Annotated in this window: 19 protein-coding genes; 12 read left to right on the forward strand and 7 right to left on the reverse strand. The window is 61.9% G+C overall.

Annotated elements, in window-relative coordinates:
• Nucleotides 1–4: 4 nt before the first annotated feature.
• Complete coding sequence (gene cobM, locus ACOSV0_RS29345; protein ID WP_434110586.1) at nucleotides 5–733, forward strand: precorrin-4 C(11)-methyltransferase; 729 nt, start codon at nucleotides 5–7, stop codon at nucleotides 731–733.
• A gap of 109 nt (nucleotides 734–842) precedes the next feature.
• Here the strand turns inward: cobM and metE are convergent, their stop codons facing one another.
• Nucleotides 843–3134, reverse strand: coding sequence for a 5-methyltetrahydropteroyltriglutamate--homocysteine S-methyltransferase (metE, locus tag ACOSV0_RS29350; RefSeq protein ID WP_434110588.1), 2292 nt, complete (start codon nucleotides 3132–3134; stop codon nucleotides 843–845).
• 135 nt (nucleotides 3135–3269) lie between these two features.
• Between metE and ACOSV0_RS29355 the strand changes: the two genes are divergently transcribed.
• On the forward strand, nucleotides 3270–4187 hold the full coding sequence (locus tag ACOSV0_RS29355; RefSeq protein WP_434110591.1) for a LysR family transcriptional regulator: 918 nt from the start codon (nucleotides 3270–3272) through the stop codon (nucleotides 4185–4187).
• 53 nt (nucleotides 4188–4240) lie between these two features.
• Here ACOSV0_RS29355 and ACOSV0_RS29360 read toward each other — a convergent pair whose 3' ends face one another.
• The gene (locus ACOSV0_RS29360) at nucleotides 4241–5371 is read right to left on the reverse strand and encodes a polyamine ABC transporter substrate-binding protein (protein ID WP_434110593.1); all 1131 of its coding nucleotides are present in this window, start codon (nucleotides 5369–5371) and stop codon (nucleotides 4241–4243) included.
• A gap of 42 nt (nucleotides 5372–5413) precedes the next feature.
• Nucleotides 5414–6406, reverse strand: a complete 993-nt coding sequence (speB, locus tag ACOSV0_RS29365; protein WP_434110595.1) for an agmatinase — start codon at nucleotides 6404–6406, stop codon at nucleotides 5414–5416.
• A 191-nt stretch (nucleotides 6407–6597) separates the two neighbouring features.
• On the opposite strand from speB, the gene ACOSV0_RS29370 reads away from it, so the two are divergent.
• Nucleotides 6598–7485, forward strand: a complete 888-nt coding sequence (locus ACOSV0_RS29370) for a LysR substrate-binding domain-containing protein (protein WP_434110597.1) — start codon at nucleotides 6598–6600, stop codon at nucleotides 7483–7485.
• A gap of 43 nt (nucleotides 7486–7528) precedes the next feature.
• On the opposite strand, the gene ACOSV0_RS29375 is transcribed toward ACOSV0_RS29370, so the two are convergent.
• Together ACOSV0_RS29375 and ACOSV0_RS29380 are read right to left on the reverse strand one after the other, a co-directional pair.
• Complete coding sequence (locus ACOSV0_RS29375; protein ID WP_434110598.1) at nucleotides 7529–9076, reverse strand: rhomboid family intramembrane serine protease; 1548 nt, start codon at nucleotides 9074–9076, stop codon at nucleotides 7529–7531.
• A gap of 189 nt (nucleotides 9077–9265) precedes the next feature.
• A complete protein-coding gene (locus ACOSV0_RS29380) occupies nucleotides 9266–10759 on the reverse strand; it encodes an MDR family MFS transporter (protein ID WP_434110600.1) in 1494 nt (497 codons plus the stop codon).
• Nucleotides 10760–10983: 224 nt separating this feature from the next.
• On the opposite strand from ACOSV0_RS29380, the gene ACOSV0_RS29385 reads away from it, so the two are divergent.
• Nucleotides 10984–11244 carry a DUF1488 domain-containing protein gene (locus ACOSV0_RS29385; RefSeq protein ID WP_169490214.1) on the forward strand — a complete coding sequence of 87 codons (261 nt, stop codon included), beginning with the start codon at nucleotides 10984–10986 and terminating at the stop codon, nucleotides 11242–11244.
• A 194-nt stretch (nucleotides 11245–11438) separates the two neighbouring features.
• A complete protein-coding gene (locus ACOSV0_RS29390) occupies nucleotides 11439–12074 on the forward strand; it encodes a carbonic anhydrase (protein WP_434110602.1) in 636 nt (211 codons plus the stop codon).
• A gap of 74 nt (nucleotides 12075–12148) precedes the next feature.
• Here ACOSV0_RS29390 and ACOSV0_RS29395 read toward each other — a convergent pair whose 3' ends face one another.
• Complete coding sequence (locus tag ACOSV0_RS29395) at nucleotides 12149–14470, reverse strand: PA14 domain-containing protein (RefSeq protein WP_434110604.1); 2322 nt, start codon at nucleotides 14468–14470, stop codon at nucleotides 12149–12151.
• A gap of 344 nt (nucleotides 14471–14814) precedes the next feature.
• Here ACOSV0_RS29395 and ACOSV0_RS29400 point away from each other — a divergent pair, with 344 nt between their 5' ends.
• From ACOSV0_RS29400 to ACOSV0_RS29420, 5 genes are all read left to right on the forward strand, one after another.
• Nucleotides 14815–15714 (forward strand): DMT family transporter, encoded by a 900-nt coding sequence (locus ACOSV0_RS29400; RefSeq protein WP_434110606.1) that lies wholly within the window; start codon nucleotides 14815–14817, stop codon nucleotides 15712–15714.
• Nucleotides 15715–16193: 479 nt separating this feature from the next.
• On the forward strand, nucleotides 16194–17339 hold the full coding sequence (locus tag ACOSV0_RS29405) for a porin (protein WP_434110607.1): 1146 nt from the start codon (nucleotides 16194–16196) through the stop codon (nucleotides 17337–17339).
• Between the two features lie 313 nt (nucleotides 17340–17652).
• The gene (locus ACOSV0_RS29410; protein ID WP_434110609.1) at nucleotides 17653–18807 is read left to right on the forward strand and encodes an epoxide hydrolase family protein; all 1155 of its coding nucleotides are present in this window, start codon (nucleotides 17653–17655) and stop codon (nucleotides 18805–18807) included.
• A gap of 316 nt (nucleotides 18808–19123) precedes the next feature.
• A complete protein-coding gene (locus ACOSV0_RS29415) occupies nucleotides 19124–20479 on the forward strand; it encodes a sigma 54-interacting transcriptional regulator (RefSeq protein WP_434115875.1) in 1356 nt (451 codons plus the stop codon).
• Nucleotides 20480–20861: 382 nt separating this feature from the next.
• On the forward strand, nucleotides 20862–21836 hold the full coding sequence (locus ACOSV0_RS29420) for a hypothetical protein (protein WP_434110611.1): 975 nt from the start codon (nucleotides 20862–20864) through the stop codon (nucleotides 21834–21836).
• Nucleotides 21837–21844: 8 nt separating this feature from the next.
• Here the strand turns inward: ACOSV0_RS29420 and ACOSV0_RS29425 are convergent, their stop codons facing one another.
• Nucleotides 21845–23248 carry a PLP-dependent aminotransferase family protein gene (locus ACOSV0_RS29425; protein ID WP_434110612.1) on the reverse strand — a complete coding sequence of 468 codons (1404 nt, stop codon included), beginning with the start codon at nucleotides 23246–23248 and terminating at the stop codon, nucleotides 21845–21847.
• Nucleotides 23249–23537: 289 nt separating this feature from the next.
• Here ACOSV0_RS29425 and ACOSV0_RS29430 point away from each other — a divergent pair, with 289 nt between their 5' ends.
• Together ACOSV0_RS29430 and ACOSV0_RS29435 are read left to right on the forward strand one after the other, a co-directional pair.
• Nucleotides 23538–24767, forward strand: coding sequence for an NAD(P)/FAD-dependent oxidoreductase (locus ACOSV0_RS29430; protein WP_434110614.1), 1230 nt, complete (start codon nucleotides 23538–23540; stop codon nucleotides 24765–24767).
• A 130-nt stretch (nucleotides 24768–24897) separates the two neighbouring features.
• Nucleotides 24898–26049 carry a branched-chain amino acid ABC transporter substrate-binding protein gene (locus ACOSV0_RS29435; protein ID WP_434110616.1) on the forward strand — a complete coding sequence of 384 codons (1152 nt, stop codon included), beginning with the start codon at nucleotides 24898–24900 and terminating at the stop codon, nucleotides 26047–26049.
• Nucleotides 26050–26080: the final 31 nt, after the last annotated feature.

Here is a 26080-nt window from a genome sequence, read left to right on the forward strand (position 1 = left end):
TTGAATGACGGTGTTTTTTATCGGCGCGGGTCCTGGCGACCCGGAACTGATCACGGTGAAAGGGCAGCGCCTTGTGCGAAGCTGCCCGGTGATTCTCTACGCGGGCTCGCTGGTGCCGGCCGCCGTGCTGGAAGGGCATAGCGCGGAGCAGGTCGTCAATACCGCCGAGCTCGACCTCGATCAGATCGTCGCGTTACTCAAGGCGGCACACGACAAAGGTCAGGACGTGGCGCGCGTGCATTCCGGCGACCCGTCGCTGTATGGCGCGATCGGCGAGCAGATCCGCAAACTCCGCGAACTCGAGATTCCCTACGAGATCGTGCCCGGTGTGACGGCAACCGCGGCATGCGCGGCCACGCTCGGCTGCGAACTCACGTTGCCCGATATTTCGCAGACGCTGATCCTCACGCGCTTCGCAAGCAAAACGACCATGCCGGAAGGCGAGCAACTCGCCGACCTCGCGAGACATCGCGCGACGATGGCAATTCACCTCGGCGTGCGGCACCTTGCACGCATCGTCGATGAATTGCGGCCGCACTACGGCGGTGATTGTCCGATCGCGGTGATCTATCGCGCGAGCTGGCCGGATGAAGAAAAAATCACGGGCACGCTCGACGATATCGTCGGCAAGGTGCAGTCCACGAATATCGAGCGCACGGCGCTGATACTGGTGGGACAGGTGCTGGCCGCTGAAGGATTTGCCGAGTCGACGTTGTACGCCAAAGGCGGTTGAGCGACAGGCGTCTGCAAGCCCATCCGTGAACAGTTGTTTACGGATGGGCGCAGCAGCCGTGTTTTCCCTAGGCGTTCGCTCACGAATGCGCCCGCCGGCAACCGTCGAATCACTCAGTCAATTCAAGCTGTTTCGCCGCCAGCTTCACCCGCAGCGCCTTTGCGGCGTGCACCATATTCGTCAAGGCCGCTTCCGTCTCCGGCCAGCCGCGCGTCTTCAGTCCGCAATCCGGATTGACCCACAGCCGCTCCGCCGGAATCACTTCGCAGGCGCGTTCCAGCAGCCGCTGCATGGTTTCCGTGTTCGGCACGCGTGGCGAGTGAATATCGTAGACACCCGGGCCGATCTCGTTCGGATACGCGAACGCGCCGAAGCCGTCGAGCAGTTCCATTGCCGAGCGCGAGGTTTCGATCGTGATGACGTCGGCGTCCATCGCGGCAATCGACGGCAGAATGTCGTTGAATTCCGAATAGCACATATGCGTGTGAATCTGCGTCTGATCGGCGACGCCCGCTGCCGAAATACGGAACACGCGCGTTGCCCATTCGAGATACGCAGCCCAATCGGCTTGACGCAACGGCAAGCCTTCGCGGAAAGCCGGTTCGTCGATCTGAATGATGCGGATGCCGGCTTTTTCGAGGTCCACCACTTCGTCACGAATCGCAAGCGCAAGTTGCAGCGCGGTGGTCGAGCGCGGCTGGTCGTCGCGCACGAAGGACCACTGCAGCATCGTCACCGGTCCGGTCAACATGCCTTTCATCAGGCGATGCGTGAGCGATTGCGCGTAACGGGTGGTCTCGACCGTCATCGGTTCGGGGCGATAGACGTCGCCGTAAATGATCGGCGGTTTCACGCAGCGCGAGCCATAGCTCTGCACCCAGCCGTTTTCCGTGAACGCATAACCCCACAACTGTTCGCCGAAATACTCGACCATGTCGTTGCGTTCGGCTTCGCCATGCACAAGAACGTCGAGCCCCAGTTCTTCCTGTTTGCGCACGGCGATTTCGATCTCGGCGCGCATCCGCTGCAGATAGTCGAGCGCGCGCAGTTCGCCGCGTTTGTAGGCGGCGCGTGCCTGACGGATCGCCGGGGTTTGCGGGAACGAACCGATCGTGGTGGTGGGCAGGAGCGGCAGGTCGAGCGCTTCGCGCTGCACGCGATTGCGCTCGGCGAAGGGGTTTTTACGTTCCGCCATCGCCGTGCTCACCGCGGCCACACGTTTTTGCACCAGCGCATTCACGACCGCGCTCGAGTGGCGGCGTGCCTCCAGCGCGAGGTCGGCGGCGGCGAGCTTCGGTTCAGCCGCGGCAGGGTTGTGCAGGGCGAGGGCGATCGTGCTGACTTCATCGAGTTTTTCAGTGGCGAAGGCGAGCCAGGATTTCAGATCGGTATCGAGCTTTTTCTCCGCGTCGAGCGAAACCGGGACATGCAGCAGCGAGCACGACGATGCGATCCACAAACGATCGCCAAGCTCCACATGCAGCGTCTGCAACGACTCGACGATGTCGCCGAGATCCGCGCGCCAGATATTGCGGCCGTCGATCACCCCCACCGACAATACCGCATGTGCGGGCAACGCGGCGCGCCAGGCTTCGAGTTGTTGTGGCGCACGCACCAGATCGATATGCACGCCGGCAACTGGCAAGCCGGCGACGCGCTGCGCGTGATCCGCGGCGGTTTCGAAGTACGTCGCCAGCAGCACCTTGACGCCCGCCGTGCCGAGCACGTCGTACGCGGCGGAAAACGCATCTAGCCATTCCGTCGGCAGATCGAGGCACAGCGCCGGCTCATCCAGTTGCACCCATTCGATGCCGCGTTGCTTGAGCGCCTCCAGAATGCGGCCGTAGCGGATCACGAGCTTCGGCAACAACGACAACCGGTCGAACCCGGCCACGTGACTCTTCGACAGCCACAGGTAGGTGATCGGCCCGATCAGCACTGGCTTGACCGGCCGATTCAGCGCGAGCGCTTCATCGATCTCGTCGAACAGCCATTCGACGCCGCCGTTAAAGCGCGTATCCGGACCCAGTTCCGGCACGAGGTAGTGGTAGTTCGTATCGAACCACTTGGTCATTTCCATCGCGGGTTGCGCATGGTTGCCGCGTGCGAGTTCGTAGTACTGGCCGAGCGACAGCGTTGTGGGATCGAAGCCGAAGCGCTCCGGTAACGCGCCGAGCAGCGCGCTCAGATTGAGCATCTGATCGTAGTAGGCGAAATCGCCGACGGTGACGAAATCCAGCCTGGCGTCCTGTTGCAACTGCCAATGGCGGGCGCGCAACGCCTTGGCGACGCCACGCAGATAGGTTTCGTCCGATTCGCCGCGCCAGAACGATTCCTGCGCGAATTTCAGTTCGCGTTGCGCGCCGATGCGCGGAAAGCCGGGGATGTGCGTGCGGGCCATGCGAATTCCTTTTGTGCGTTGTATGAATTGGCGCTCAGTGTGGAAGTCGCGCTATGATTCATCAAGCGACATGTTTTCACCAATGTATGAGCCAAATTCATATCCGAACAAATCCTTCCAGAACGGGGCTGCGAAATGCTTGAGCTTCGCCACTTGCGTTCGCTGATCGCCATCGCCGATTCCGGCAAACTGGTGGCGGCGGCCGAACGCGTTCATCTGAGCCAGTCCGCGCTGTCGCATCAGATCCGCGATATCGAGGCGCACTACGAGGTCTCGTTATTCGAGCGCACCAAGCAGGGTTTGCGGTTCACCGCGGCGGGCGAGCGGCTGCTGGCGCTCGGGCGCGAGACGATTGCCGCGGTGAACGCGGCGGAGCGCGATCTGGTGCGTTTGAAAGGCGATACGCGCGGCGAATTGCGCATCGTGCTGGAATGCCATACGTGCTTCGACTGGCTGATGCCGGTCATGGACGAGTTCCGCAGGCGCTGGCCCGAAGTCGAAGTCGATCTGGTCGCGGGCTTTCATGCGGACCCGCTGCGCCTGTTGAGCGACGGCAAGGCGGATGTGGTGATCGGTTCGAAGCCCGCCACCAAGCGCAGCCTGCATATCGCGCCGCTATTCCGCTTCGAAATTCTGGTGGTGATGGCCAACGAACACCGGTTGCGGAATAAACGGCGCGTGGTGTCGGACGATCTTCGCGACGAGACGCTGATTACGTATCCCGTGCCCGAAGCGCGTATCGATCTGATTCGCGAAGTGCTGGAGCCGGCTGGCATCAAACTCGAGCGGCGCACGGCGGAGTTGACCATTGCGATCATGCAACTGGTGGCGAGCCGCCGCGGGATTGCGGCGCTGCCGAACTGGGGCGTGAAAAACTACGTCGACCACGACTACGTGCTGGCCAAACGCGTCGGTACGCAGGGCTTGTGGAGCGAGCTATATGCGGTGGCGGCCAAAGGCTTTGCGAGCCGGCCTTACTTCGACGATTTCGTCAGGATCGTGCGCGATACGTGCGCGGCGCAATTAGACGGAATCGAACTGCTCGCGGCATAAGGTCAAGCCAGAACCTGGGCGGTCCATCCACCCGCCCAGGTCCGGAGAGCTTTCTATCCGCCAGTCTTCAACTGCGCCCACAGCCTGCCTTCCAGGCGCTTGATCGGGGCGGGCAGCGGCTTGAGCAGAAACAGCGTTTTCAGCACGGACTCGGGCGGATACACGGTCGGATCGTTGAGAATTTCCGGCCGCACGAATTTGCGCGCAGCGGCGTCCGCATTCGGATAGAACACCGCATTGGTGATCCCGGCATGAACCTCGGGGCGCTCGATGTAGTTGATCCAGTCGAGCGCCGCTTCCGGATGCGGCGCGTCTTTCGGGATCGCCATCATGTCGAACCAGACCGGCGCGCCGTCTTGAGGAATGAAGTATTTAAGCTCGTAGCTCTTGTTGGCTTCGCGGGCACGATGGCTCGCCATCGACACGTCGCCCGACCAGCTCAGCGCGAAACAGATGTCGTCGCCCGCGAGGTCGTTGATGTAACTCGTCGCGTTGAACTGCGTGATATACGGGCGGATTTTCTTCAGCGCGTCGTAGGCGGCCTGGTAGTCGGCCGGGTTCGTGCTGTTGGGGTCGCGGCCAAGGTAGTGCAAGGTGACCGCGAATACATCGGTCGGCGCGTCGAGCACGGACACACCGCAACTCTTCAGCTTGCTCAGATACTCGGGTTTGAACAGGATGTCCCAGCTATCGAGCGGTGCATCGTTGCCGAGAATCTTCCTGACTCGCGTAACGTTGTAGCCGAGCCCCGTGGTGCCCCACGCCCACGGCACCGCGTACTGATTGCCGGGGTCCGCATCGGCGACCAGCTTCAGCAAATTGCGGTCGAGATTCACCAGGTTCGGCAGTTTCGATTTGTCGAGCTTCTGGTAGATGCCGGCTTCGATCTGTTTGGCGAGAAAGTTCGAGGTCGGCACCACGACGTCGTAGCCGGTCGAACCGGTCAACAGTTTCGCCTGCAAGGTTTCGTCGCCGTCGTAGACGTCGTATTGCACGTGAATGCCGGACTCTTTTTCGAAGTTCGGCACCGTGTCTTTCGCGATGTAGTCGGCCCAGTTATAGAGGTTGAGCTGCTTCGAGTCGGCGTGCGCGGCGGTGCCGAATGCGCAGAACAACAGCGCTGCCAGAATCGGCGCAGCGAACCTCGGTGCGGCGGGCTGCCGCTTCATGACGGTGTGGGGCATGGTGGTCGTCCAGAGAAAGGTTTCAACAGATCGGTCGAGGTCTTACATGCGCTGATGGCGTTGCAGTTTCTGATTGCGCATCAGGCACAGCATGTCGGCGGCAAGGTGGGCCGCGGCGAGCGCGGTCACGTCGCTGTGGTCGTACGGCGGCGAGACTTCCACCACGTCCGCGCCCACCAGATTCACGGGGCCCAGCGCGCGGACGATCTCCAGCGCCTGCGCCGAACTCAGGCCGCCCGCCACCGGCGTGCCCGTGCCGGGCGCGAAGGCCGGATCGAGACAGTCGATGTCGAAGGTGAGGTAGGTGGGCGCATCGCCGATGATCGACAACACTTCGTCGATGGCCGCCTGCGTGCCGTTGCGATGAACCCATGGTGCGTCGAGAATGCGCACACCCATGAAGTCGTCGTTCCAGGTGCGAATGCCGACTTGCACCGAGCGGGAGGGATCGATCAGGCTTTCACGGATAGCCTTGTAGAACATCGTGCCGTGGTTCAGCGAAGCGGGGTTGTCGTCCGGCCAGGTGTCGCAATGCGCGTCGAAATGAATCAGGCTCAGCGGCTTGCCGTACTTTTCAGCGTGCGCGATCAGCAGCGGGTACGTGATGTAGTGATCGCCGCCGAACGTCAGCATGCGGGTGCCGGTTGCGAGAATCTCGCGGGCGTGAGCGACGATCGCGTCGCGAATGCCGGGTGGGTTGTGGGCGTCGAACCAGCAGTCGCCGTAGTCGACCACATTGAGATGATCGAACGGATCGACGCCCCACGGAAACGCGCCCAGGTCGGCCAGTTGTACCGAGGCCGCGCGCATGCCCGCCGGACCGAAACGCGTGCCGGGGCGGAAGGTGGTCGCGAGGTCGAGCGGAATGCCCGATACGGCGACGTCGACGCCGGTGAGATCGCGCGAGTAAGGTCGGCGCATGAAGGACAGCACACCGGCGTAGGTGGGCGCGGCGGGTTGCCCGGCTGCGGCGGCATCAGCGCCGGCAACAGGTGGAGTGACGGTGGCGTGCAAAGCGTTCAGATTCAGGGTCATACAGATCGATCCGGTCGGTTTCAATGAGCGCCATCACACAAATTTTTCTCATGTCTGCCGGAACGGCACACGCTGTGTGAAGTGCAACTGGCGCTATCATTGCGGGGCAATATTCCGGCGAAAAGCGAAGAATCTTGCTGGAAGTATCGATATTTCTAATATCTGACCGTAACTCTGCTCCTGACGATCCGATGCGTAGACTTCCCCCTCTGCAGGCTTTGCTCGCTTTCGACGCCGCCGCGCGCCTCGGCAGTTTCACGCGCGCCGCGCAGGAACTGGCGCTGACCCAATCGGCGATCAGCCATCAGATTCAGCAACTCGAGGAATGGACCGGCCAGCCTCTGTTCCGGCGGATTGGCCGTGGCGTCGCGTTGACGGCCGCCGGCACGCTGTACGCGCAGACCGTGACCACCGCGCTGTCCACGCTTGCCGATGGGCGCGATCGCATCGAGCCGTACGGCAATCCCGATTCGGTGATTCTCGTGTGCGCGCCGCAGTTCGCCTCGGGCTGGCTGATGCCGCGTATGCGGGCGTTTTCCGAGGCGTTGCCGAATCTCGAGATCTGGCTCGTGACCGGTGAAGAGGTCAACGAGATCGATCGCGTGGACGTCGATCTGGTGGTGTCGGCAAAGGAAATTCGCACGCCGGAAGTGGTGTGCGAACTGCTGTTCGAAGAAGAAGCGGTCGCTATCTGCGGCCCCGCGACGGCACACCGTCTGCGCTCGGCGTCATTTCCCGAGGTTCTGACGCAGGCGCCCTTGCTGGTTCATGAAGCACACGCGGAGTGGGCACCGTGGTTGCCTGAGTTAAGGCGCGGCGGTTTGCGTACGCGGCGTGCGATGACGGTCAGCGATCCGCGCTTCCTCGTGGCGGCCGCCGAGCAGGAAGCGGGCATCGCGATGGTGTCCCGGCTCGCCGCGGGCGATGCATTGACGAGCGGGCGTGTCGAGATCCTGCCGCAGGTGCCGGGATTCGCGCTCGCGCCGCTCTGGCTGATGCGTTCGGCACAGCCGGCGCGCTCTGCGGCGGTGGATGCGGTTTATGCGTGGATGATGCAGCTCTGCCGGGACGGCGATTAATACACCGCGGGTTCGGTTGCGCGTCCGGACGCCTACCTTTGCATCAGCGTGGTGGTCCGTTGCTCGCCGCACCCAGCTTCTTGATCAACGCCGCCTGTTTTATCGCATCCTGGCTAAGCGCGTGGAGCGGCGCCATCGCCGCCGAATCGGGATCCTGGGTATGCGTGAGCATGAGAGCCGCGGCGCGGGCGAAGCGGCGGTTGTCGTCGATGTAGCGCAGCAATGCTTGCCGTAGCGCGGTGCGCGGTGAACCGTCGGGCAGCTTGGTGTTATCGAGCGACGTATAGAGCGCGTCCCATTGGGGAAGAATCTCCACGATGATCTTGTTGGAGGCGGCATCCCGTTCAATCTGCGAATGCATTTTCATATGCAGCCATGCGGCAGTGGCCGCGATAGCGTGCTTCTCGTTCGGGTCCAATTCGACCAGCAGTTTCGAAAACTGAAGTTCCTCGCGTTTGGCTTCGCTGACGTGCGTCAGCGGATAGGTCAGGGCGCCCAGCGTGACACCTGCCACCAACCATGACAGCAACGCGCTTCTGAATGAGTACCGCTGACGCGCTTCGCTCGCGAGCGGTCTTGCCAGCAGTGCGCCGATCAGCAAACCGCCGGCCAGCCCGCCAAGGTGCGCGGCATTGTCGATGCCGCGGTGCCTGAAGCCGTCGAGCAGGTTGACGAGAATGAACACCCACATCCAGCTACGATTCCGTGCGGCAATGGAGGCAGGGAATTCCTTGCGAAAACGCAGCACGAAAATCAGCAGGCCACCGGCGACGCCGAAGACGGCGCCGGACGCGCCGGCGCTGTCGGTGGTCGGATGCGCGAGGACGCTTGCGATGCTGCCGGTCAGTCCGGCGAACAGGTAAAGCGCGAGGAATCGCATATTCCCGTAAAGGCGCTCCGTCAGACGTCCCACGGCGTAAAGCGCGATCATGTTGAACGTGAGATGCAGCCAGCCGAAATGCACGAACGTCGACGTGATGAGCCGCCAGGGTTCGTCGCCGAGCGTATAGGGCCCGAAGTTCGTGCCCCAGCCGATGATCGCGTGAAGGTCCACTTTCCCCACGCCGACAACGCCCGCGGCGCTCATCGCAACGAGCACGATAACGTTCAGCGCGATCAGCAGATAGGTGACCCAGGTGACCGGCGTCAAGGCGGCGAGCCTGTCTTTGAACGTGGTGAGCGCGATACGCTCAGCCGCGTATGCGGGCGTCATTCGCGCCGGCAGCAACTCGACGATGCGTCGAATGTCGTCCTCGCCGCGCGTCTTCAGTACAACGTGCTCGATGCCGCCTTGCGCGCCATGCAGATCGAATGAAATGCGACGGCCGGCGAGTTTGATGTCGAAGATTTCGGCCCGCTGAAGATATCGTCGTTCAGCGTCGGTCGAGCCGTGCAGGGCGATGTCGTCTTTTGAAAACGACAGTTTCCCGTTGATGCCGGCTGCATGGCGAATCGTGGAAAAAATGCCTTGCCTGCCGGGCGGTTTGATCGAGTAGCGCACGCTGAAGGTTTGCGTGTCGTCCCAACCGGCAAAAGGAGTGCTTCCCGAAGCGTGGCCTGGCGCTGTCAGGATGGGTTCCACACGATCCATACGATCCCCTTTCTCTCGATGTCTTTTTCTTGGTGTGCGCCTTTTCGGCGTCGTGTTGTTCCGATTGTAGTATTGAACGTGGAGCGTGCGTTGATTATGCGTCGAGCGCGACGCAACTCATGCTCAGATGCCCCAGCGTGCGCTCGACTTTTCGCGGCCGCGTTGCCCGCGTGAGGCTCGTAACGAAGCTCAGTCTTCGAGCGGCGACAACGCCTCAAGCGGTACTGTCTTCCCCGATCCGATGTTGATCGCCGGCACGAAGCCCAACAGCACGACCACAAAAATCGCAATCGCAAAGATCGAGATGAAGGTCAGATGCAGCGATTGATGCAACACCATGCGGACCAACTCGCTGTCGGCGAGACTTGCCGCCTGATTCTGCAGCAGCGCTTTTAGCTGATCCGAGGTGACGGCTGCGACGCCTTTCGAGTGACTGAGCCCGAAGTTGAGCACCGCGCCGAACAGCGTCGCGCCGAGCGTGCTGCCGAGATTGCGCGAAAAGAGATTCGATGCGGTGGCGCTGCCGCGTTCGTCCATCTTGACGATTTCCTGGATCAGCACCAGCGAACTGACGCTCGACGTGCCCATGCCGAAGCCCATGATGAGCGAACCGAATGCCGCGACGAGCGGCGAGCCGCCAGGCTGCAGGAACAGCAGCAGCACCGCGCCAATCGGTATGAACGCGCTGCCGCCGATCAGAATGCGCCGCAAGCCGATGCGGTGAAACGATTTCGCCGCGAGCGTCGCGCCGGCCGGCCAGCCCACCATCATCATCGTGAGTGCAAGACCGGCGACCACGGGCGAGCGATGCAGCACGCCCTGAACGTACATCGGCAGGAAGGTGGTGGAGCCCATCAGGATCATGCCGGACAGTACGGTTGCGGCATTGCATGCGGCAATCGGCCGGCGGCTCCAGAGCGCGAACGAGATCATCGGCTCAGTTGCGCGGCGCTCCTGAAACACGAACAACACCAGGCACGCCATGAACGCCGCGCCCGCGAGCGACGCCTTGGCGAGGTCGTCGTCGCCTGCGTAAGTCAGCGCCATCATCAGCGCGGCGATTGCCGCCATGAACAGCGCCGCGCCCGCGAAGTCGATCGACGGACGCGCATGCCGCTCCGATTCGCGCAGGAACGCGATGAAGCCGGCCGCGGACGCAAGGCCGATCGGCACGTTCATCCAGAAGATCCACGCCCACGACATATTGTGAATGATGAAGCCGCCCACCATCGGACCGACCACCGCGGAAATGGCCCACACGCTGGCAAGATAGCCTTGCACCTTGCCGCGTTCGCGCGCCGGGTAGAGATCGGCGACGATGGTCAGCGTGACCGGCTGGATCGCGCCCGCGCCGACGCCCTGAATCAGGCGGAACACGATCATGGCGGGCATCGACCACGCGAAGCCGGCCAGCACCGAGCCGAGTAAAAAGATCGCGATGCCGGCCAGCACGACCGGTTTGCGTCCGTACAGATCGGCGAGCTTGCCGAACACCACGGTCATCGCGGTTTGCGTCAGCAGGAACGACGAAAAGACCCAGCTATACAGATGCAGATCGCCGAGTTGCGCAACGATCTGCGGCATGGCGGTGGAAACGATGGTGGCCTCGATGGCGACCATCGCCATTGAAGCCATGACTGCGGCAATGACTAAAGGACGCGACGATTGCGGGCTGCGGGACATGGGGCGGGTAGTATTAGTATGTTGGAGGCGTCTGATGGCGTGACAGGAGGCATGCATGCCGCGACGCATAAGCGCGGCCGCCCGGAGGCGGCCGATATCAAGTATGCACCTTGCGGAGAATGTGTGCTGGGCGCAAGCCGATATGGCGAAGCCGACGCCGCGACAAAGCGGCTTGGCACAACCTTTGCGCGCTCGATGACACTTTCGCCAAATGGAGGGTCATTATGAGGATCGAATTCACCGGACGCCGTGAAGTGGTGGCAGCGGCGCGCGTAGCCTTCGAAGCCAATGTCGATGGGGCCGACGTCTGGTGCAGTGTGTCGCTTGATGCGCTGAACGACCATTTCGGCAATGAGGGGCCATCGGCCCACAATCTGGTCGGGACCTTCGAGGCAAATCGCGCGCGGATTGAAAATGCAACGCGGCGGGTGCTCGAGAAAAACGGGGGACAGTCCGTGGAACTCGAAACCGGGGATTTCAATTGAGGCACGCTCTGCCCAATTCCTGACGCAGGAGCGAGGTCCGGCAGCGGGGCGCCGGGCCTGCTCCGATCATATCTGGAAGAATCGCCGACGTGCCAGATCGTGAAGCGACCGTGGCTGCGGTATAGTCGCGCGACCCGATCGCAGACACGCCTCGGCTCGTCGCAGGCCGGGGTTTTGATTATCCGGAGAATGTCGTGCAGGAAATCATAGAAGGATTCATCCGCTTTCAACGCGAGGTATTCCCGCAGCAGAGCGCATTGTTCAAACGTTTGTCGATTTCGCAAAGTCCGAACACGCTGTTCGTGACCTGCTCCGATAGCCGTGTCGTTCCCGAGTTGCTGACGCAGGTGGAGCCCGGCGCGCTGTTCGTGATTCGCAACGCGGGCAACATCGTGCCGTCTTATGGTCCGGAGCCGGGCGGGGTGTCGGCCACCGTCGAGTATGCGGTTGCGGTGCTGGGTGTGCAGGATATCGTGATTTGCGGCCACTCCAATTGCGGTGCGATGACGGCGATCTGCACGTGCACGAACCTCGACCACATGCCGGCAGTGGCGGGTTGGCTCCGTCATGCTGACGCGGCAAAAGCGATCAACGCATCGCGGACTTATGCCTCGGATGCGGAGCGCCTCGCCGCCCTGGTCAAAGATAACGTGATTGCCCAGCTCGCGAACATTCGTACTCATCCGTCAGTGGCCGTGGGCGTCGCGAACAAGACGCTGCGGCTGCACGGCTGGATTTTCAACATCGAAAGTGGCGTGATGCTGGCGCTCGATGGGCGCACAGGGCAGTTTTTGCCTTTGACGGAGAACCCTGAAATTTACGCTGTCTAGCATTGACGGAATCCTGTACCGCATAAGCCGGCCGGCGGCGTGACGAACGCCGCCGGCCGGCTAGCCTGCTTCCCTCAGTTCGACGTCACGAGCGAATCCGATGGCACGATCCGCAGTGCCCCAGGGTTCTGTGCCGCCGGGCTCGACCATGACAGGTGCATGCTTGCCGGCCCCGTACCATGCACATACTCGACCTTGATCGAGGCGCGTTGCTTCGCGGCGAGCCATGTCGCGCCGCTCACGGTGGCTAGCGTCGAGGTCTTCTTGTTGATGACCTGCACGCCGTTGATCCAGAGTCGCGCAACGTTATCGCTATTGATCGAGAACGTGTAGAGCCCTGTTCTGGCAGCCTGAATCGCACCGGTCCAACGCACGCCATAGCCGGTCGCGTTGATACCCGCGGAGGCATCAGGCGAATCGGTGCCGCGCTCGGTGTTCAGATCGAAGTCGATCAAGGGTGTGACCGAGGTCTTGACCGGCGCACTGTTGAAGGTCGGATCGTTGTAGTAGCCGACCTGCAGCACCGGCAGCTTCACGTCGAATCCTCCCGTCAAAGCCTGGGTCTCCGACGTCTGCCACGGGTGACCGTCCGGATAGATCGTTCCCTGGAACGGCGTTGCCGGTTCGACCGTGGCGGGCGCGCTCGGCACCTGCCCCCAGTGGAAGCGCGTATTGGTGCGGCCGATCATCAACTCCCACACGACGAAACCCGTCGTGCCGCCGTAGTTCGCCACAATGCCCGGCATGGTCTGTCCCGTTGTACCCGGGAAGCCGCGTTGCAGCGTTTCGGAATTCAGCGCGCTGACATTGCTGCCGTTCACCGGACCCGTGTACGGGTTGCCGTACGGGTGGAACGCATAGAAGTCCGAGAAATACGAGCCTTCGTCCTCCTGCACTTGCGGCGAATTGATCGGCTGCGTTGCACCCGCATTCAGAATCGCGATGCGCGCGTCGTTCATCATCACGGCGCGGGTTTGTTGCAACGAACCATTGCCACTGCAACCCGGTTCGTTCATGGGCTCCCAGAAGATGATGCGCGGGTCGTTGCGGTGTGGCGCAACGAAGTCGGTGATGTAGCTCGCGAGACTCTGCTTGTAGGTGATGCTGGCATTGGCCGGGGTCGGCTGGAAATACGCCTGTTCGACCGGCGTTCCGGGCGACTGCACCCACTGGCTGTTATGCACGCCCCAGATCGGCGCGGGCTGCGGACCATAGGCGGGTGTCGGGTTCCAGCAGTCGTCGTAGAAGATCGGCGAGACCTTGATGCCATGCCGCGCGGCGATTTTCAGCAGGTTTTCGAACTTGCTCAGGAATGCGACGCGATCGTTCGCCCACACGAGATAGTGCAGATACACGGCAATCGTGTTCATGCCGTACGTTTGCGCGTAGGTCAGCTCTCGGTTGACGATCTCCGGATCGTAGTTCTCCCAGAAGTCGATCGCGTTCACCGCGCTGGACGGCGTGTAGACCGCGCCGACCACCTTGGAAAAATCGAAGCTGGGTGACGTGACGGTCGGATACGTGCGGATCGTGATGTTGCTGAAGGTGGCGCCTACACCGAATCGCCGCAACCCGAAGCTGCCCGACTGGAAGGTCGAGGGCAGTGCGTTGGTGGCGTCGTTGACGCTGATTACGCGCTGCTGGTCGAGGTCGACGGTGATCGCCGTGCCGCTCGTCGTGACCTTCAGATGGTGCGTGCTGCCGCCCACGATCGTGCTCATCGGATACGCGATAAAGCTGGTCCAGTTGTTGTTTTCACGGCCGACCTGCAAGACGTGCGAGCCCGTGTCGAGACCGATGTAATAGCCGGTCAGGCTATCGGGGCCGCCCGCGGTGGGATTTGTCGTGCGGACGATAAAGCCGGCGTTCGCCGCGCCGTTGCCCACGGGCGCGCTCACCGTCACGTCCGCTTCGTAAGACGCCGTCGCATAGGTGCTTGCAAGCGCAACGGTTTTGTCGCCGGCGCCGGTGCCGTTGGTTGCCGGTGGCGGAATCGTGATGCTCGAACTGCTCGTGCCGGGCTGCCACCCTTGTGTCGATCCCGGCGCGAGGTAGCTCGTGAAGTCGCCGAAATTAAGCGTCGTGGTGGAAACCGGAGTGGGCGGAGGCGGGGGCGTGTAGGGCGGAAGGTTGAGGGTGGGGTCGGCGATCACGAGCGGCGGTGTCGTCGTTTTCATCCCCAGCGGGATCGTCTTCGCGGCCCTGAACTCGGCTTCAACGTTGGCGGTGTCCGCAGAGGCCGCGGCCGCCGCTGCGGCTGAGGCCGCCGATGCCGCCGCGGAAGAATCGACTGCCGCGATCTGCCTGTTCGCCGACGCGGCCACGTCCGGCGAACCGTCATTGCCGCCGCAAGCGCCCAGCATGGCGAGCGTTGCCAGCACAAAGTAATTGCGCACCTGTATCTCCTGATGTCCCCGCTTAATTGATGGTCATAATTATTATTAAATCTGCATAGGGCCATAGACATAGCGTCTACGCCCCATGCGGGCGGAAATCGCTATGAATAATATTATTAGTTCGCAAGACCTGTATCGGTACTTACCCGACATGATGTGAAAGAGGGGCAGGAAACCAGGCTGGACGCTGGAGCGCATGCCGGCGTCATGCAAAATGGGTGAACGCGGTTTTCCGGTCGATAGCGCGAAGCGCAGCAGGCATAATCCGTTTTCCGATTACGCTCCCCTTTCACCGGGGGCGAAGCCCAGGCGACGCGCTGCTTCGCGCGCTCTCAGGAAAACTCATGCCGCCCATCACCGCTGTCCGGACTGGCGCCGTGCCGCTACGCAGCGTCGCGCTGATTCTGGTTTCGATGTTCTGCTTCGCACTCGTCGACGCTCTCGCGAAATCTGTCGCGCTGGCCTATCCGGCCAATGAGGTGACGTTCTTCCGGATGGTGTTCGGCTTGTTGCCCGCCGTGGCGGTTTGCCTGCGCGGCAAACCGCTCGTCGAACGTCTTCGGCATATGGATGTGCGTGGGCAGACCTTGCGCTCGCTGACCTTGCTCGGCGCCTCGGGGCTCTTCTTCGCGGGACTGCCTTATGTGCCGCTCAGCGAAGCAGTGGCGATCGTGTACTCGGAGACCTTGCTGGTCATCGTTCTTGCCCCGCTGCTTCTGAAGGAAACGCTCAAGCCGCGCGATGCGCTTGCTGCCGCGGTCGGTTTTGTCGGCGTACTTTTTGTGGTGCGTCCGGACGGTTCGCATTCGAGTTGGCTTGGTCCGGTTCTGCTGATTGCGAGCGCGTTTTTCGGCGCGTTATCGATCATTCAGATCAAGCGGATTCGCGCCACCGACGATTCGGGCACCACGGTGCTGTATTTCACGGTGGTCGGCGCGATTGTCACCGGTGCATCGTTATTTTTCGCGTGGCGCACGCCTTCGATCGAAGCACTCGCGGTGATGGCCTTGCTTGGCGGATTTGCCACGGCAGGGCAGTTGCTGATGACGATGGCATTTCGACAGGCCGATGCCGGTGCGCTTGCGCCGTATAACTACACCAGCATCGTGTGGGCTGCGTTATTCGGCTATGTCGCTTGGGGCGAGACCATCGGCAGCATGTCGCTGTTCGGAATTGCCTTGATTGTTGGAAGCTCGATTGCGGTTGCGGTGCGCGGCAAGCAGACGGAAGGGCCGCTCGTGTAGAGGCGTGCTGCGAGGCAAATGGTGGACGCGGTTCAGCCGGCTTCCCTCAATAACGCAATTTCCAGGCTGATTTTAAAATCGGCAAATACTATTTTCAATTCCCGCAATAATTGGCTGAATCAGTTTATTTGTCTGGCAAGTTATTCCAATTAATTTCCATTGAAATTAATTGGAATAATAAATTGGCCGATAAGATTTGTTGGAGCAGAAGTGGCGTGTTATTCTGCGCGGGCTTGATTCTCCGAGAGCAGTATCAAATCAGGCACTTGGGGCGTGCTCGCGAGAGGAGTACGCCCCATTTCATTTGCGGCGGGTGATCGGCGTCAGATCGGCGGCGCCGGCGAAATGATCGGAAATAAAACAAATCAGTGACGTCGCATAAACACAACGTCAGTAATCAACTGAAAAACAGTATTCCGTTTGCTGCGATATTCTCGGCCGCTCAATAGCATTCGCTATTTGAGTTAGGAGAGAAATCAATGAACAAATTCGTATTGTCGGGCTTCTCGCTCGCACTCATCGGCGCCGCGAGCGTCGCTCACGCACAAAGCTCGGTCACGCTGTACGGCCTGATCGACACGGGGCTGACCTACACCAGCAACTCGAGCGGCAGCAGTAACTTCCAGCAAGCCAGCGGCATGCTGAACGGCAACCGTTGGGGCCTGCGTGGTTCGGAAGACCTGGGCAACGGCCTGAAGGCGGTGTTCGTGCTGGAAAACGGCTTCAATCTTTCGACCGGCAAGCTGGGTCAGAACAGCCGTGAGTTCGGCCGTCAGGCCTACGTGGGTCTGTCGAGCGACCAGTTCGGTTCGGTCACGCTGGGCCGCCAGTACGACAGCGTGGTCGACTATCTCGCCCCGCTCGCATTGAACGGCACGCAATATGGCGGTACGCTCGCCGCGCACCCGTACGACAACGACAACCTGAACAACTCGGTGCGTATCAACAACTCCGTCAAGTTCCAGAGCGTCGACTACGGCGGCTTCAAGTTCGGCGCGCTGTATGGCTTCTCGAATGCAGCGGGCAGCTTCGCGGACAGCCGCGCTTACAGCGTCGGCGCATCGTACGCATTCGGCGGCCTGAAGTTCGCGGCCGGCTACCTGCAACTGAACGGCGGCGGCTCGACCACCAATACGAGTGGCGCCGTGGCATCCGGCGATTCGACGTTCAACGCAGCCCGTCAGCGCACTTACGGCGCGGGTGTGAACTATGCGTTCGGCGCGGCCAACGTGGGCCTCGTGTTCACGCAGACGCAACTGAACAACGCAACGTTGATCGGATCGTCGGCGTCGGGTACGACGAGCGGCTTCACCCTGACAGGCGGCAGCGCGCGTTTCACGAACTATGAACTGAACGCACGTTACGCATTTACGCCGGCATGGACGGTGTCGGGTGCGTACACGTTCACCGATGCAAGCCTGAACGGCGCGAGCCCGAAGTACCAGCAGATCACGCTGCAGTCCGACTACGCATTGTCCAAGCGTACCGACGTGTATGTTGAAGCGGCCTATCAGCACGTGGGCAGCGTGGGCAACTCGGGCATCACGGCGGATATCGTCGGCGTGAGCGCCTCGTCGACCGACTCGCAGGTGGTTGGCACGGTAGGTATCCGTCACCGCTTCTAAGCGGCCGGTACAGGCAGCAAGCTGTGAAGAAGCCCGCGTTGAGCGGGCTTTTTTCGTTTGGTGCGGTGTGTGGAACCGGGAGATAGGTAGAAGGTGTATCGGGACATGGGCGACACATCGGGGACGTCTCCTCCGGATGCTCCCCGCTACGCAAAACGTGAAACGCGCTCATTGTGTACCATGCAGATTGCTTCACGCGCGCCGTGGCCGCCTCGTGTCCGCTTTGTGACTTCGCCCCCGCTGAATGATCGTGACCAGCGCAGCCGAATCCGAAGCGCCTGTTATTGCCACGCCTTGTGCCGGATGAACTGACATGCAGATAGAGCCCTTTCGGATTGCCGTGCCGGATGCTGAGATAGACGATCTTCGCCGGCGCATTCGTGCGACACGTTGGGCACCGGCGACGCCATCGCCCGCCTGGCAGCAAGGTGTCGATTCCGCCTGGCTGCGCGAACTCGCGACGTACTGGGCCGAGCGTTTCGATTGGCGCGAAGCCGAGCGCCGCTTGAATCTGCAGCCGCAATTTCTCGCCGAGGTCGAGGGGCAGCGCGTGCACTTCGTGCATCGGCGCGGTGTCGGCCCGGCGTGTTATCCGCTCGTGATCACGCATGGCTGGCCAGGGTCGTTTTTCGAGTTCCACGCGCTGATCGACCGGCTGTGCGACCCGGCCGCGTTCGGCTGCGATCCCGCCGATGCATTCGACGTCGTCGCGCCCTCGCTGCCCGGCTTCGGGTTCTCGCAGGCGCCGATCGCGCCCGGCACGTCCGCGTTTCAGGTGGCGGACCTGTGGGCTTCGCTGATGCGTGGCCTCGGTTATGAGCGCTTCGGTGCTCAAGGCGGCGACCTGGGCGCCGGCGTTTCGATCGCGCTCGCGGCGCGGCATCACCCGGTTGTCGACGGTATTCATCTCAACTTCTTGCCGAGCTCGTACGAGCCCGCGGAGGGCGCCGCGCAGACACCGCTCACGCCTGCGGAAGAAGCCTATCTGCAGGAGAAGAATGAATGGGCCGCCTTCGAAGGCGGCTACGCCCATATGCACAGCACGAAGCCGCAGACCGTGGCGGCCTCGCTGAACGATTCGCCGGTGGGGCTCGCTGCATGGATCGGCGAGAAGTTTCGCGCGTGGAGCGATTGCGATGGCGATGTTGAGCGCGTGTTCTCAAAAGACGAATTGCTCACCAACATTTCGCTCTACTGGCATACACAGAGTATCGGTCCGGCGATGCAGATGTATTGGGAAAACCGGTTGCAGCCGATGCGCTTCGCCGACGGGCAGCGCGTCGTCCCGCCTGTGGGATTCGCTCGTTTTCCCAAAGAGATCAATCATCCGCCGCGCTCGTGGCTCGAACGGACCTTCAACATCGTGCAATGGACCGACATGCCGGGCGGTGGCCATTTTGCGGCGATGGAGAAACCGGATCTGCTGGCTGCCGAGATTCGCAAGTTTTTCAGAAAGCTGAGGCAATAGACGTATCAACTTATTGCGAACTCAATTTTCAAATATAGTCAGCCGTTCACTGCAGCGGCCGCGTAGCCGCGTATGATCGACGGTCGCTATCGTATCCGCGCATCCGCGCAACCGTTTTCTCGCGAGCTTACGTTGACAGCGTCGTCGACTCGCCCGAATTCGATGCATCATGAATAGCAACGCCCCGTACGCGTCTGATTCGCGAGGACAGGCATCCACACGTGCATGGGGTAATAAGAACAACGCAGCAACGAGAGCCCTGAGCGCAATACGTCTCAGGGAAGGCTCTGCGAAACAATAAAAAACCATGAAAAAAATGAAGGCCATTACGCGGCGTGTTATCTACTTCACGCGCGATCCCTCGCCAGAATTACTGGCGAGCTTCGAGGAGCGCGACTGGGCGGTTGAAGTCATCGGTTCGGTTGCAGAAGTGCGGCAAGCCGTGCATGACGGCTCGCTGGCGGCCGGCCTGGTCGATTTTGCGAGCGTGTTCGACGCTCGCGACATTGCCGCGCTGGAAGCCTGCCTTGCGATGCCGAACATCGGATGGGTGGCGATCACCGCGGCGCTGGAGCTCGACGACCCCGCTGTACGCAGGCTGGTGCGGGATTACTGCTTCGATTACGTCACGCTCCCTGCCGCGAACGCCAGGATCGTCGATACGGTAGGTCATGCCTGCGGCATGATCTCGCTCGGCGAGCCCGTCTTCGTCGATACCTCCACGGCCGAAGGCGAGATGATCGGCACGTGCGACGCCATGCTCGCGTTATTCCGCTCGATCCGCAAAGTCGCGGCAAACGACGCACCCGTCTTCGTCTCCGGCGAATCCGGCACCGGCAAGGAGCTGACGGCGGCCGCGATTCACGCGCACTCGCCGCGCCGTAACCAGCCGTTCGTCGCCATCAACTGCGGTGCGATTCCGCCGCATCTGTTGCAGTCGGAATTGTTCGGCTACGAGCGCGGCGCTTTCACGGGCGCGAATCAACGCAGAATAGGGCGCGTTGAAGCCGCTCACGGCGGCACCTTGTTTCTCGACGAAATCGGCGATCTGCCGTTCGAAAGCCAGTCGGCGCTGCTGCGGTTTCTGCAGGAAAACACCATCGACCGTCTGGGCGGCAACGGTTCGATCGACGTCGACGTGCGCATCATTTCCGCCACTCACGTCGATATGGACGCCGCAATTGAAGACGGGCGCTTCCGTGCGGACCTGTACCACCGCTTGTGCGTACTGCGCATCGACGAGCCGCCGCTGCGCGCGCGCGGCAAGGACATCGAACTGCTCGCGCTGTACACGCTGGACCGCTACAGGAAAGATGCGAGCCGCCGGCTATATGGTTTTTCACCCGACGCGATCGCAGCGCTGCATCAGTACGACTGGCCCGGCAACGTACGCGAGCTGATCAACCGGGTTCGCCGCGCCATTGTGATGTCGGAGGGGCGCACGATTACCGCGGACGATCTCGAACTGTCGGGTTACGTCGCGATCACGCCCGTGACGCTTGCGCAGGCACGCGAGACGGCGGAGCGGCAGGCGATCGAACTCGCGCTGCTGCGCCATCGCGGACGGCCCGGCGACGCCGCGCGCGAGCTGAGCATTTCACGCGCGACGCTGTACCGTTTGCTCAGCACGCACGGCATGCGATATGGGGAAGATAGCGTCGCTGAAAGTTGACGCGAAAATCGTGTGCCGCACGCAGGTAACTTGTTCACTCAAATGTCAAAAAGCCCATTGTTGCCGCGTACTTTCGACCGGCCGAAAGCGGATTGACGGCACCCGCGTTGCGTCTCGCTGACTTTTGGCGGAAAGGCGATGCAAGGACATGAAACGATAGGTCATACCTGATCTCTGCGCCCCGGTTCATCCGACTCCATCGTCGCAGATCAGCTCACCCGGCTCGAGCGTGACGCCATGAAGGCGCGAGCCGCGGCACGACGGCTGCGCGTTGTGCGCGGGCTTCTGGCTTGCCCCACAAAAGGACATGTGGATCGATCCGTGAACAATAACGGCAGCGCTGGAAAAAGCGAACCGTCTCTCACGCCTCGTGAGGAGCAACGTGAATCTTTTTCCTTGCACGCTGGTTTATGTGGATGCCGACGCGAGTCCGGGTCCCAACTCGACGAATCGCGATCCGCTCTCGTATGTGAGTCAGGCGATCTGCCTGAACAACAGCTTGCGGCAGGTCGGCATGCCGACGCTGACCATCATGACCAACGCGCCGGCGCTGGTCGAGCGACGGCTCGATAGCATGGCGGTGAAGCACCGGCCCGCGCTGGTGACGTTGAATGCGACGATCGAGTTGCCGAAGAACACGCCGTTCTACGCCGCGCATTTCAAGCTGGATCTGATGGACCAGGTGGCCGATTCGCTCCCCGCCGACACGATGCTGTTGCTGCTCGACGCCGACATGGTCGCGCTGCTTCCGCTCGATCGCAATCTGATCGAGCGCTGCGCCGCAGCCGGGATTGGCGCATTCGATATTTCGGATCAGGTATTCCCGCCGTACGGCAGCGATCGTGTCGTTGCGGATCTGGAAATCGTGGCGGGCAGGCGGCTCAGAAATCCGCGCTGGTACGGCGGCGAGTTTCTGCTGGCGACGCCCGCCGCATTGCGCCGGCTGGTGCCGCGCGCCCGCGCCAGTTACGCGCGCTATATCCGCGAAAGCGGGCGCGTGAAGCATCACGGCGACGAAGCGTTCGTTTCCGCAGCGCTCAATCTGCTGGTCGACGAAGGGCAGGGGCTGATCGAGGTGGGCGCATATCAGGCGGTGGGCCGCCATTGGCCCGGCAATAACTATCGGGACATGCGCTGGTTCCGCTGCTGCTCTTTCGTTCATTTACCCGGCGGCAAGACCTTGCTCGAAAAGGAGGCGCGGTTTGCCGAATTTGCGCCGGATCGTTTCTGGCGACGTATGCGCGTGGCGCATCTGCGTGGCCGCATGCGTCGTGCGGTGAAACGCATCGCCCGGTTTCTGAGTATGGAACGTCTCGCTACGCGGTCGGCTTACGCGGTGCGTAGCGCGAAGAGTTAGCTTCGATATCAGATCGTCCCGAACAGCGCCCGGGGGCGATCTTTCAGCGTGCCCGTCAGCAGTCGTAACGCGCTCACGAGTTGATCTCGGCTCGTCGCGCACGCGAGGTTGATGCGTACCCCGTGCTCGATCTCCGACCTGTCCACGGCAAACGCCGAGGACGGCATCACCACCACGCCGCGCGCCTTCGCATTGGCCGCAAAGTCGTCGGCACGCCACGGCGGCGGCAGCTTGAGCCACACGAACATGCACGCCGGATCGGTCTGCAGCAATTCCTGCGGCAACAACTCGCGAGCCAGGTCTTGTCGCGCGCGAATTTCGGCAAGCTGCGCGTCCATGATGTGACGCGCGGTGCCGTCTTCGATCCAGATCGACGCGATCAGCATCGACATCGGCGCGGGCATCCATGCGGTGGTGCGCACCGCCTCCGCACATAACGCTGAACTGTCCGGCGGACTCAGCAGGTAGCCGAGCCGCAATCCGGGCGCGAGGATCTTCGAGGTGGCCGCGAGGTGGAACGTCAGTTCCGGACAGAGGCTCGCGATGGTCGGCAGCCGCTGCGAAACCAGCGGCCCATAAACGTCGTCTTCGATGATGGCCACGCCATGCCGGCGCGCAATGTCGACAAGCGCCATGCGGCGCTCGAGACTCATCGTCGTCACAGTGGGGTTCTGCAGATTCGGCACCGTGAAGATCGCTTTCACCGGCATACGCCGGCAGGCACGCTCCACCTCGTCGGTCAGGAGGCCGTCGCGGTCGCTCGGAATGCCGACGATTTCGAACTGGAACACGGGGGCCAGCGCTTTCAGGCCGTAGTAGGTGAGCTGATCGGCAAGGATCACGCCGTCCGTGCCGATCAGGCTGTTCAGCACCGCATACAAGCCGTGCTGCGCACCGCTCGTCACCACCACGTGGTCGGGTGCCGGCGTGAAGCCCGGCGCGGCCATCCAGCGGGCGCCGGCGGCGCGCGCCCAGGCGGGACCTTGCGGCGGCTGGTACTCCTGCAATTGCGGGTAGCGCGGATCGCGCGGCAATTCCGCCAGCGTGCGCGCGAGGCAATTCAGGAATTCGCCCGTAGCCGGCCGGTTGACGGTCAAGTCGATCGCCGCGTTGCTGGTTGCCTGTGCCGGTTCGACGCTCGGCATCGCTCCGCCCGTGACGAGCGACCCGCGACGCTTGCTGCCGATCACCAGCCCGCGCAACTGCAATTCCTTGTACGCGCGGGACACCGTCGACACATTGATGCCCAGCTCGGTGGCCAGTTGCCGCTGCGGCGGCAGGCGGCTGCCCGGCGGATAGATGCCGCTGCGGATCTCGTTCTCGATCGAGCTGGACACCTCGACATACGTGGAACGCTTCGTCTGCGTCGGCGCCCCGTTGGCCCCACGCGCTGTGTCTTTGCCAGAAGCCATAAGAACAGATGTCTCCATACAAAATCGGCTTTGTCCGCGATTGTGCGGAATTTTGCCGATTCTATACCAGACAAGCGCCACTGCAACGCCTAAACAGACCGGCCGGCGAGCTTTTCCTCGGGCGCTGCAGCGTTTGCAAGGAGCGCGCCACACACCATCCAGGGAAAATGCCAGGGCCACACAATGTGAGTTTTAATTGCACACAAAAAAATATTGTGTGATTCTGATTGCCAGAGTTTGTCTGGTGGCGTGGGTGCCGCGGCGTTTTTTCAATGGAAGGGCGCAAGTAATGTCGGAGATTGCCATCATCGGCGCGGGATTCATCGGCCTAGCGAGCGCTGCGGCGCTCATACGCGACGGCCATCGAGTCACGCTGTTCGATCCGGCCGGCGTGGGGCAGGGCGCGTCGTTCGGCAACGCGGGGACCTTTGCGCACTATGCGTGCATCCCCGTCAACAACCCGTCTGTGTTCCGCGATTTGCCGCGCTTTCTGCTATCGAACGACAGTCCGTTCAGATTGCGCTGGGGTTATCTGCCGCATCTCGCACCATGGCTCGCGCGTTTCATGCTGAGCTCGTTGCCACGGCGCTACGAAGCGAGCGCCGGCGCACTCGCCGCGTTACTCGATTGCGCGCACGACGGTTATGCGCCTCTGCTTGCCGATGCGGAACTGGCGAGCTTCGTCCGGTCGCGCGAATGTCTCTATCTCTATTCGAATGCCGCTTCGTTCGACGCCGCGAGCGCCGCGCTCGCTCTGCGCAGGCAGTTGGGCGTCGCCTTCAACGTGCTGGGCGGCAGCGACATCCGCGCACTCGAACCGTCGCTCGCGCCGATCTTCGAGCGTGGTGTGCTGTTCAGCAACAGTTGGCATTTCTCCGATCCGCACGGTTTTTTGCAGACGCTCTATCAGCGGCTCACCGCACAAGGATTGAAGCTGGAGCGTTCGGCCGTCGATGCCGTGCAGCCTTGCGCGGAAGGCGCGACTTTGACCGTGGCGGATACTGCGCGCCGCTTCAGTCACATCGTGATCGCCACCGGCGCGCGCTCCGCCCGATTCGCCAAACAATGCGGCGATCCGGTCCCGCTCGACACGGAGCGCGGCTATCACGTCCGTTTTCCTGGCGCGCAGCAACTGGTTTCTCGACCGGTGGGCTGGGCCGAGCGCGGCTTCTACATGACGCCGATGAGCGACGGCCTGCGTGTGGCGGGCACGGTCGAACTGGCGGGGTTCAGCGATGCGCGCAACCGTTCGCTGATCGATCTGCTGACGTTTTCGTCGAAACGCGCCTTACCCGCGCTCGATACGCCGGATAGCAGTTGGCTCGGGTTCCGTCCGACGTTGCCGGACGGCGTGCCGGTACTGGGACGATCGCGCGCAAGCAGCCGGGTGATCTACGCCTTCGGGCACCAGCATCTCGGGTTGACGCTAGCCGGGGTGAGCGGACGTATCGTCGCCGATCTCATCGCGCAGCGTGCGCCGCCGCTCGATCTTGCGCCCTACGCTGCAACGCGCTTTTGACTTTTGCCGGGCCCCTGGCCGTACAGGTTTTTTCGCTTCACGATAAGCACTGCAGGACGGTTTCGAGGCGTCGCGCATCGGATCGGCCAACCTACAATCGCGCGACGTTACACCACGCAAGGAGCACATCATGAATCGTCGTTATTGGCTGTTGAGTGCCACGGTATGCGCACTCTTCACGTATATCCCGTCTTCGTGGGCGGCCGATCCGGACGTCGTCAAGATCGGTTTCGTCGGACCGTTAACCGGACCGGTTGCTCGGGTCGGCAAAGACCTGCAGTACGGTGCGCAACTCGCGCTCGACGAAGAGAACGCGAAACATCCCGTGATTGGCGGAAAGCCGGTCAAATTCGTGCTCGATGTGCAGGACGATCAGGCGGACCCGCGCGTGGCGATTCAGGTCGCGCAGAAACTGGTCGACGACGGTGTAGTCGGCGTGATCGGGCATTACAACTCGGGGTGCAGCATTCCGGCCTCGACGGTCTATCACCAGGCGAACGTTGCGATGATCACGCCGGGTTCGACCAATCCGCAACTCACGAAACAAGGCTTCAAAAACGTGTTCCGCACCATGGGGCATGACGGCATTGGCGGTGTCGTGGCGGGGCATTTCGTGGTGGAGCAGATGAAGGCGAAGCGCATCGGCATCATCGACGACCGCACGGCATTCGGGCAAGGGCTCGCGGATGCGTTCGAAAAAGGCGCAAAGGAAGCGAACGGCAATATCGTCGACCGCGAGTTCACGAACGACAAGGCGGTGGATTTTCGCGCGATCCTGACGACGCTCAAGAGCAAGAATGTCGATCTGATTTTCTTCGGCGGCCTGGACGAACAGGGTGCGATGCTGGTCAAGCAGATGCGCTCGCTGGGTATGCAGGCGCAACTGTTCGGCGCGGGCGCGCTGAAGAGCAATGCTTTCCTGCAGATCGCCGGTACGGCGGGTGACGGTACGCAGGATCTCGAACCCGGTCCGGCGCTCGATAAGCTGCCTGCCGCGCAGGAATTCGGCAAGCGCTACAAGGCACGCTTCAATCAGGATGTCGAACTGTACGCGCCGTTTGCGTACGACGCCGCGCTCGCCATGATCAAGGCGATTCACGGCGCCGACTCGCTCGATCGCGCGAAGATCGTGGATAGTCTGGCGAAAGTGAAGGTCACGGGCGTGACCGGCAATATCACCTTCGATCCGTATGGCGATCTGATCAAGCCGCCGTACACGCTGTTCCAGGTCCAGCAAGGTCAGTGGAAGAGCATCAAGACGGTAGGCGGCAGCGGCGTCTGATTGTCCGCGAGCAGCCGCTGCTGGCTTTACG

This window comes from Paraburkholderia caffeinilytica, from assembly GCF_051027425.1.
GTDB classification, from domain to species: Bacteria; Pseudomonadota; Gammaproteobacteria; order Burkholderiales; family Burkholderiaceae; genus Paraburkholderia; species Paraburkholderia caffeinilytica_A.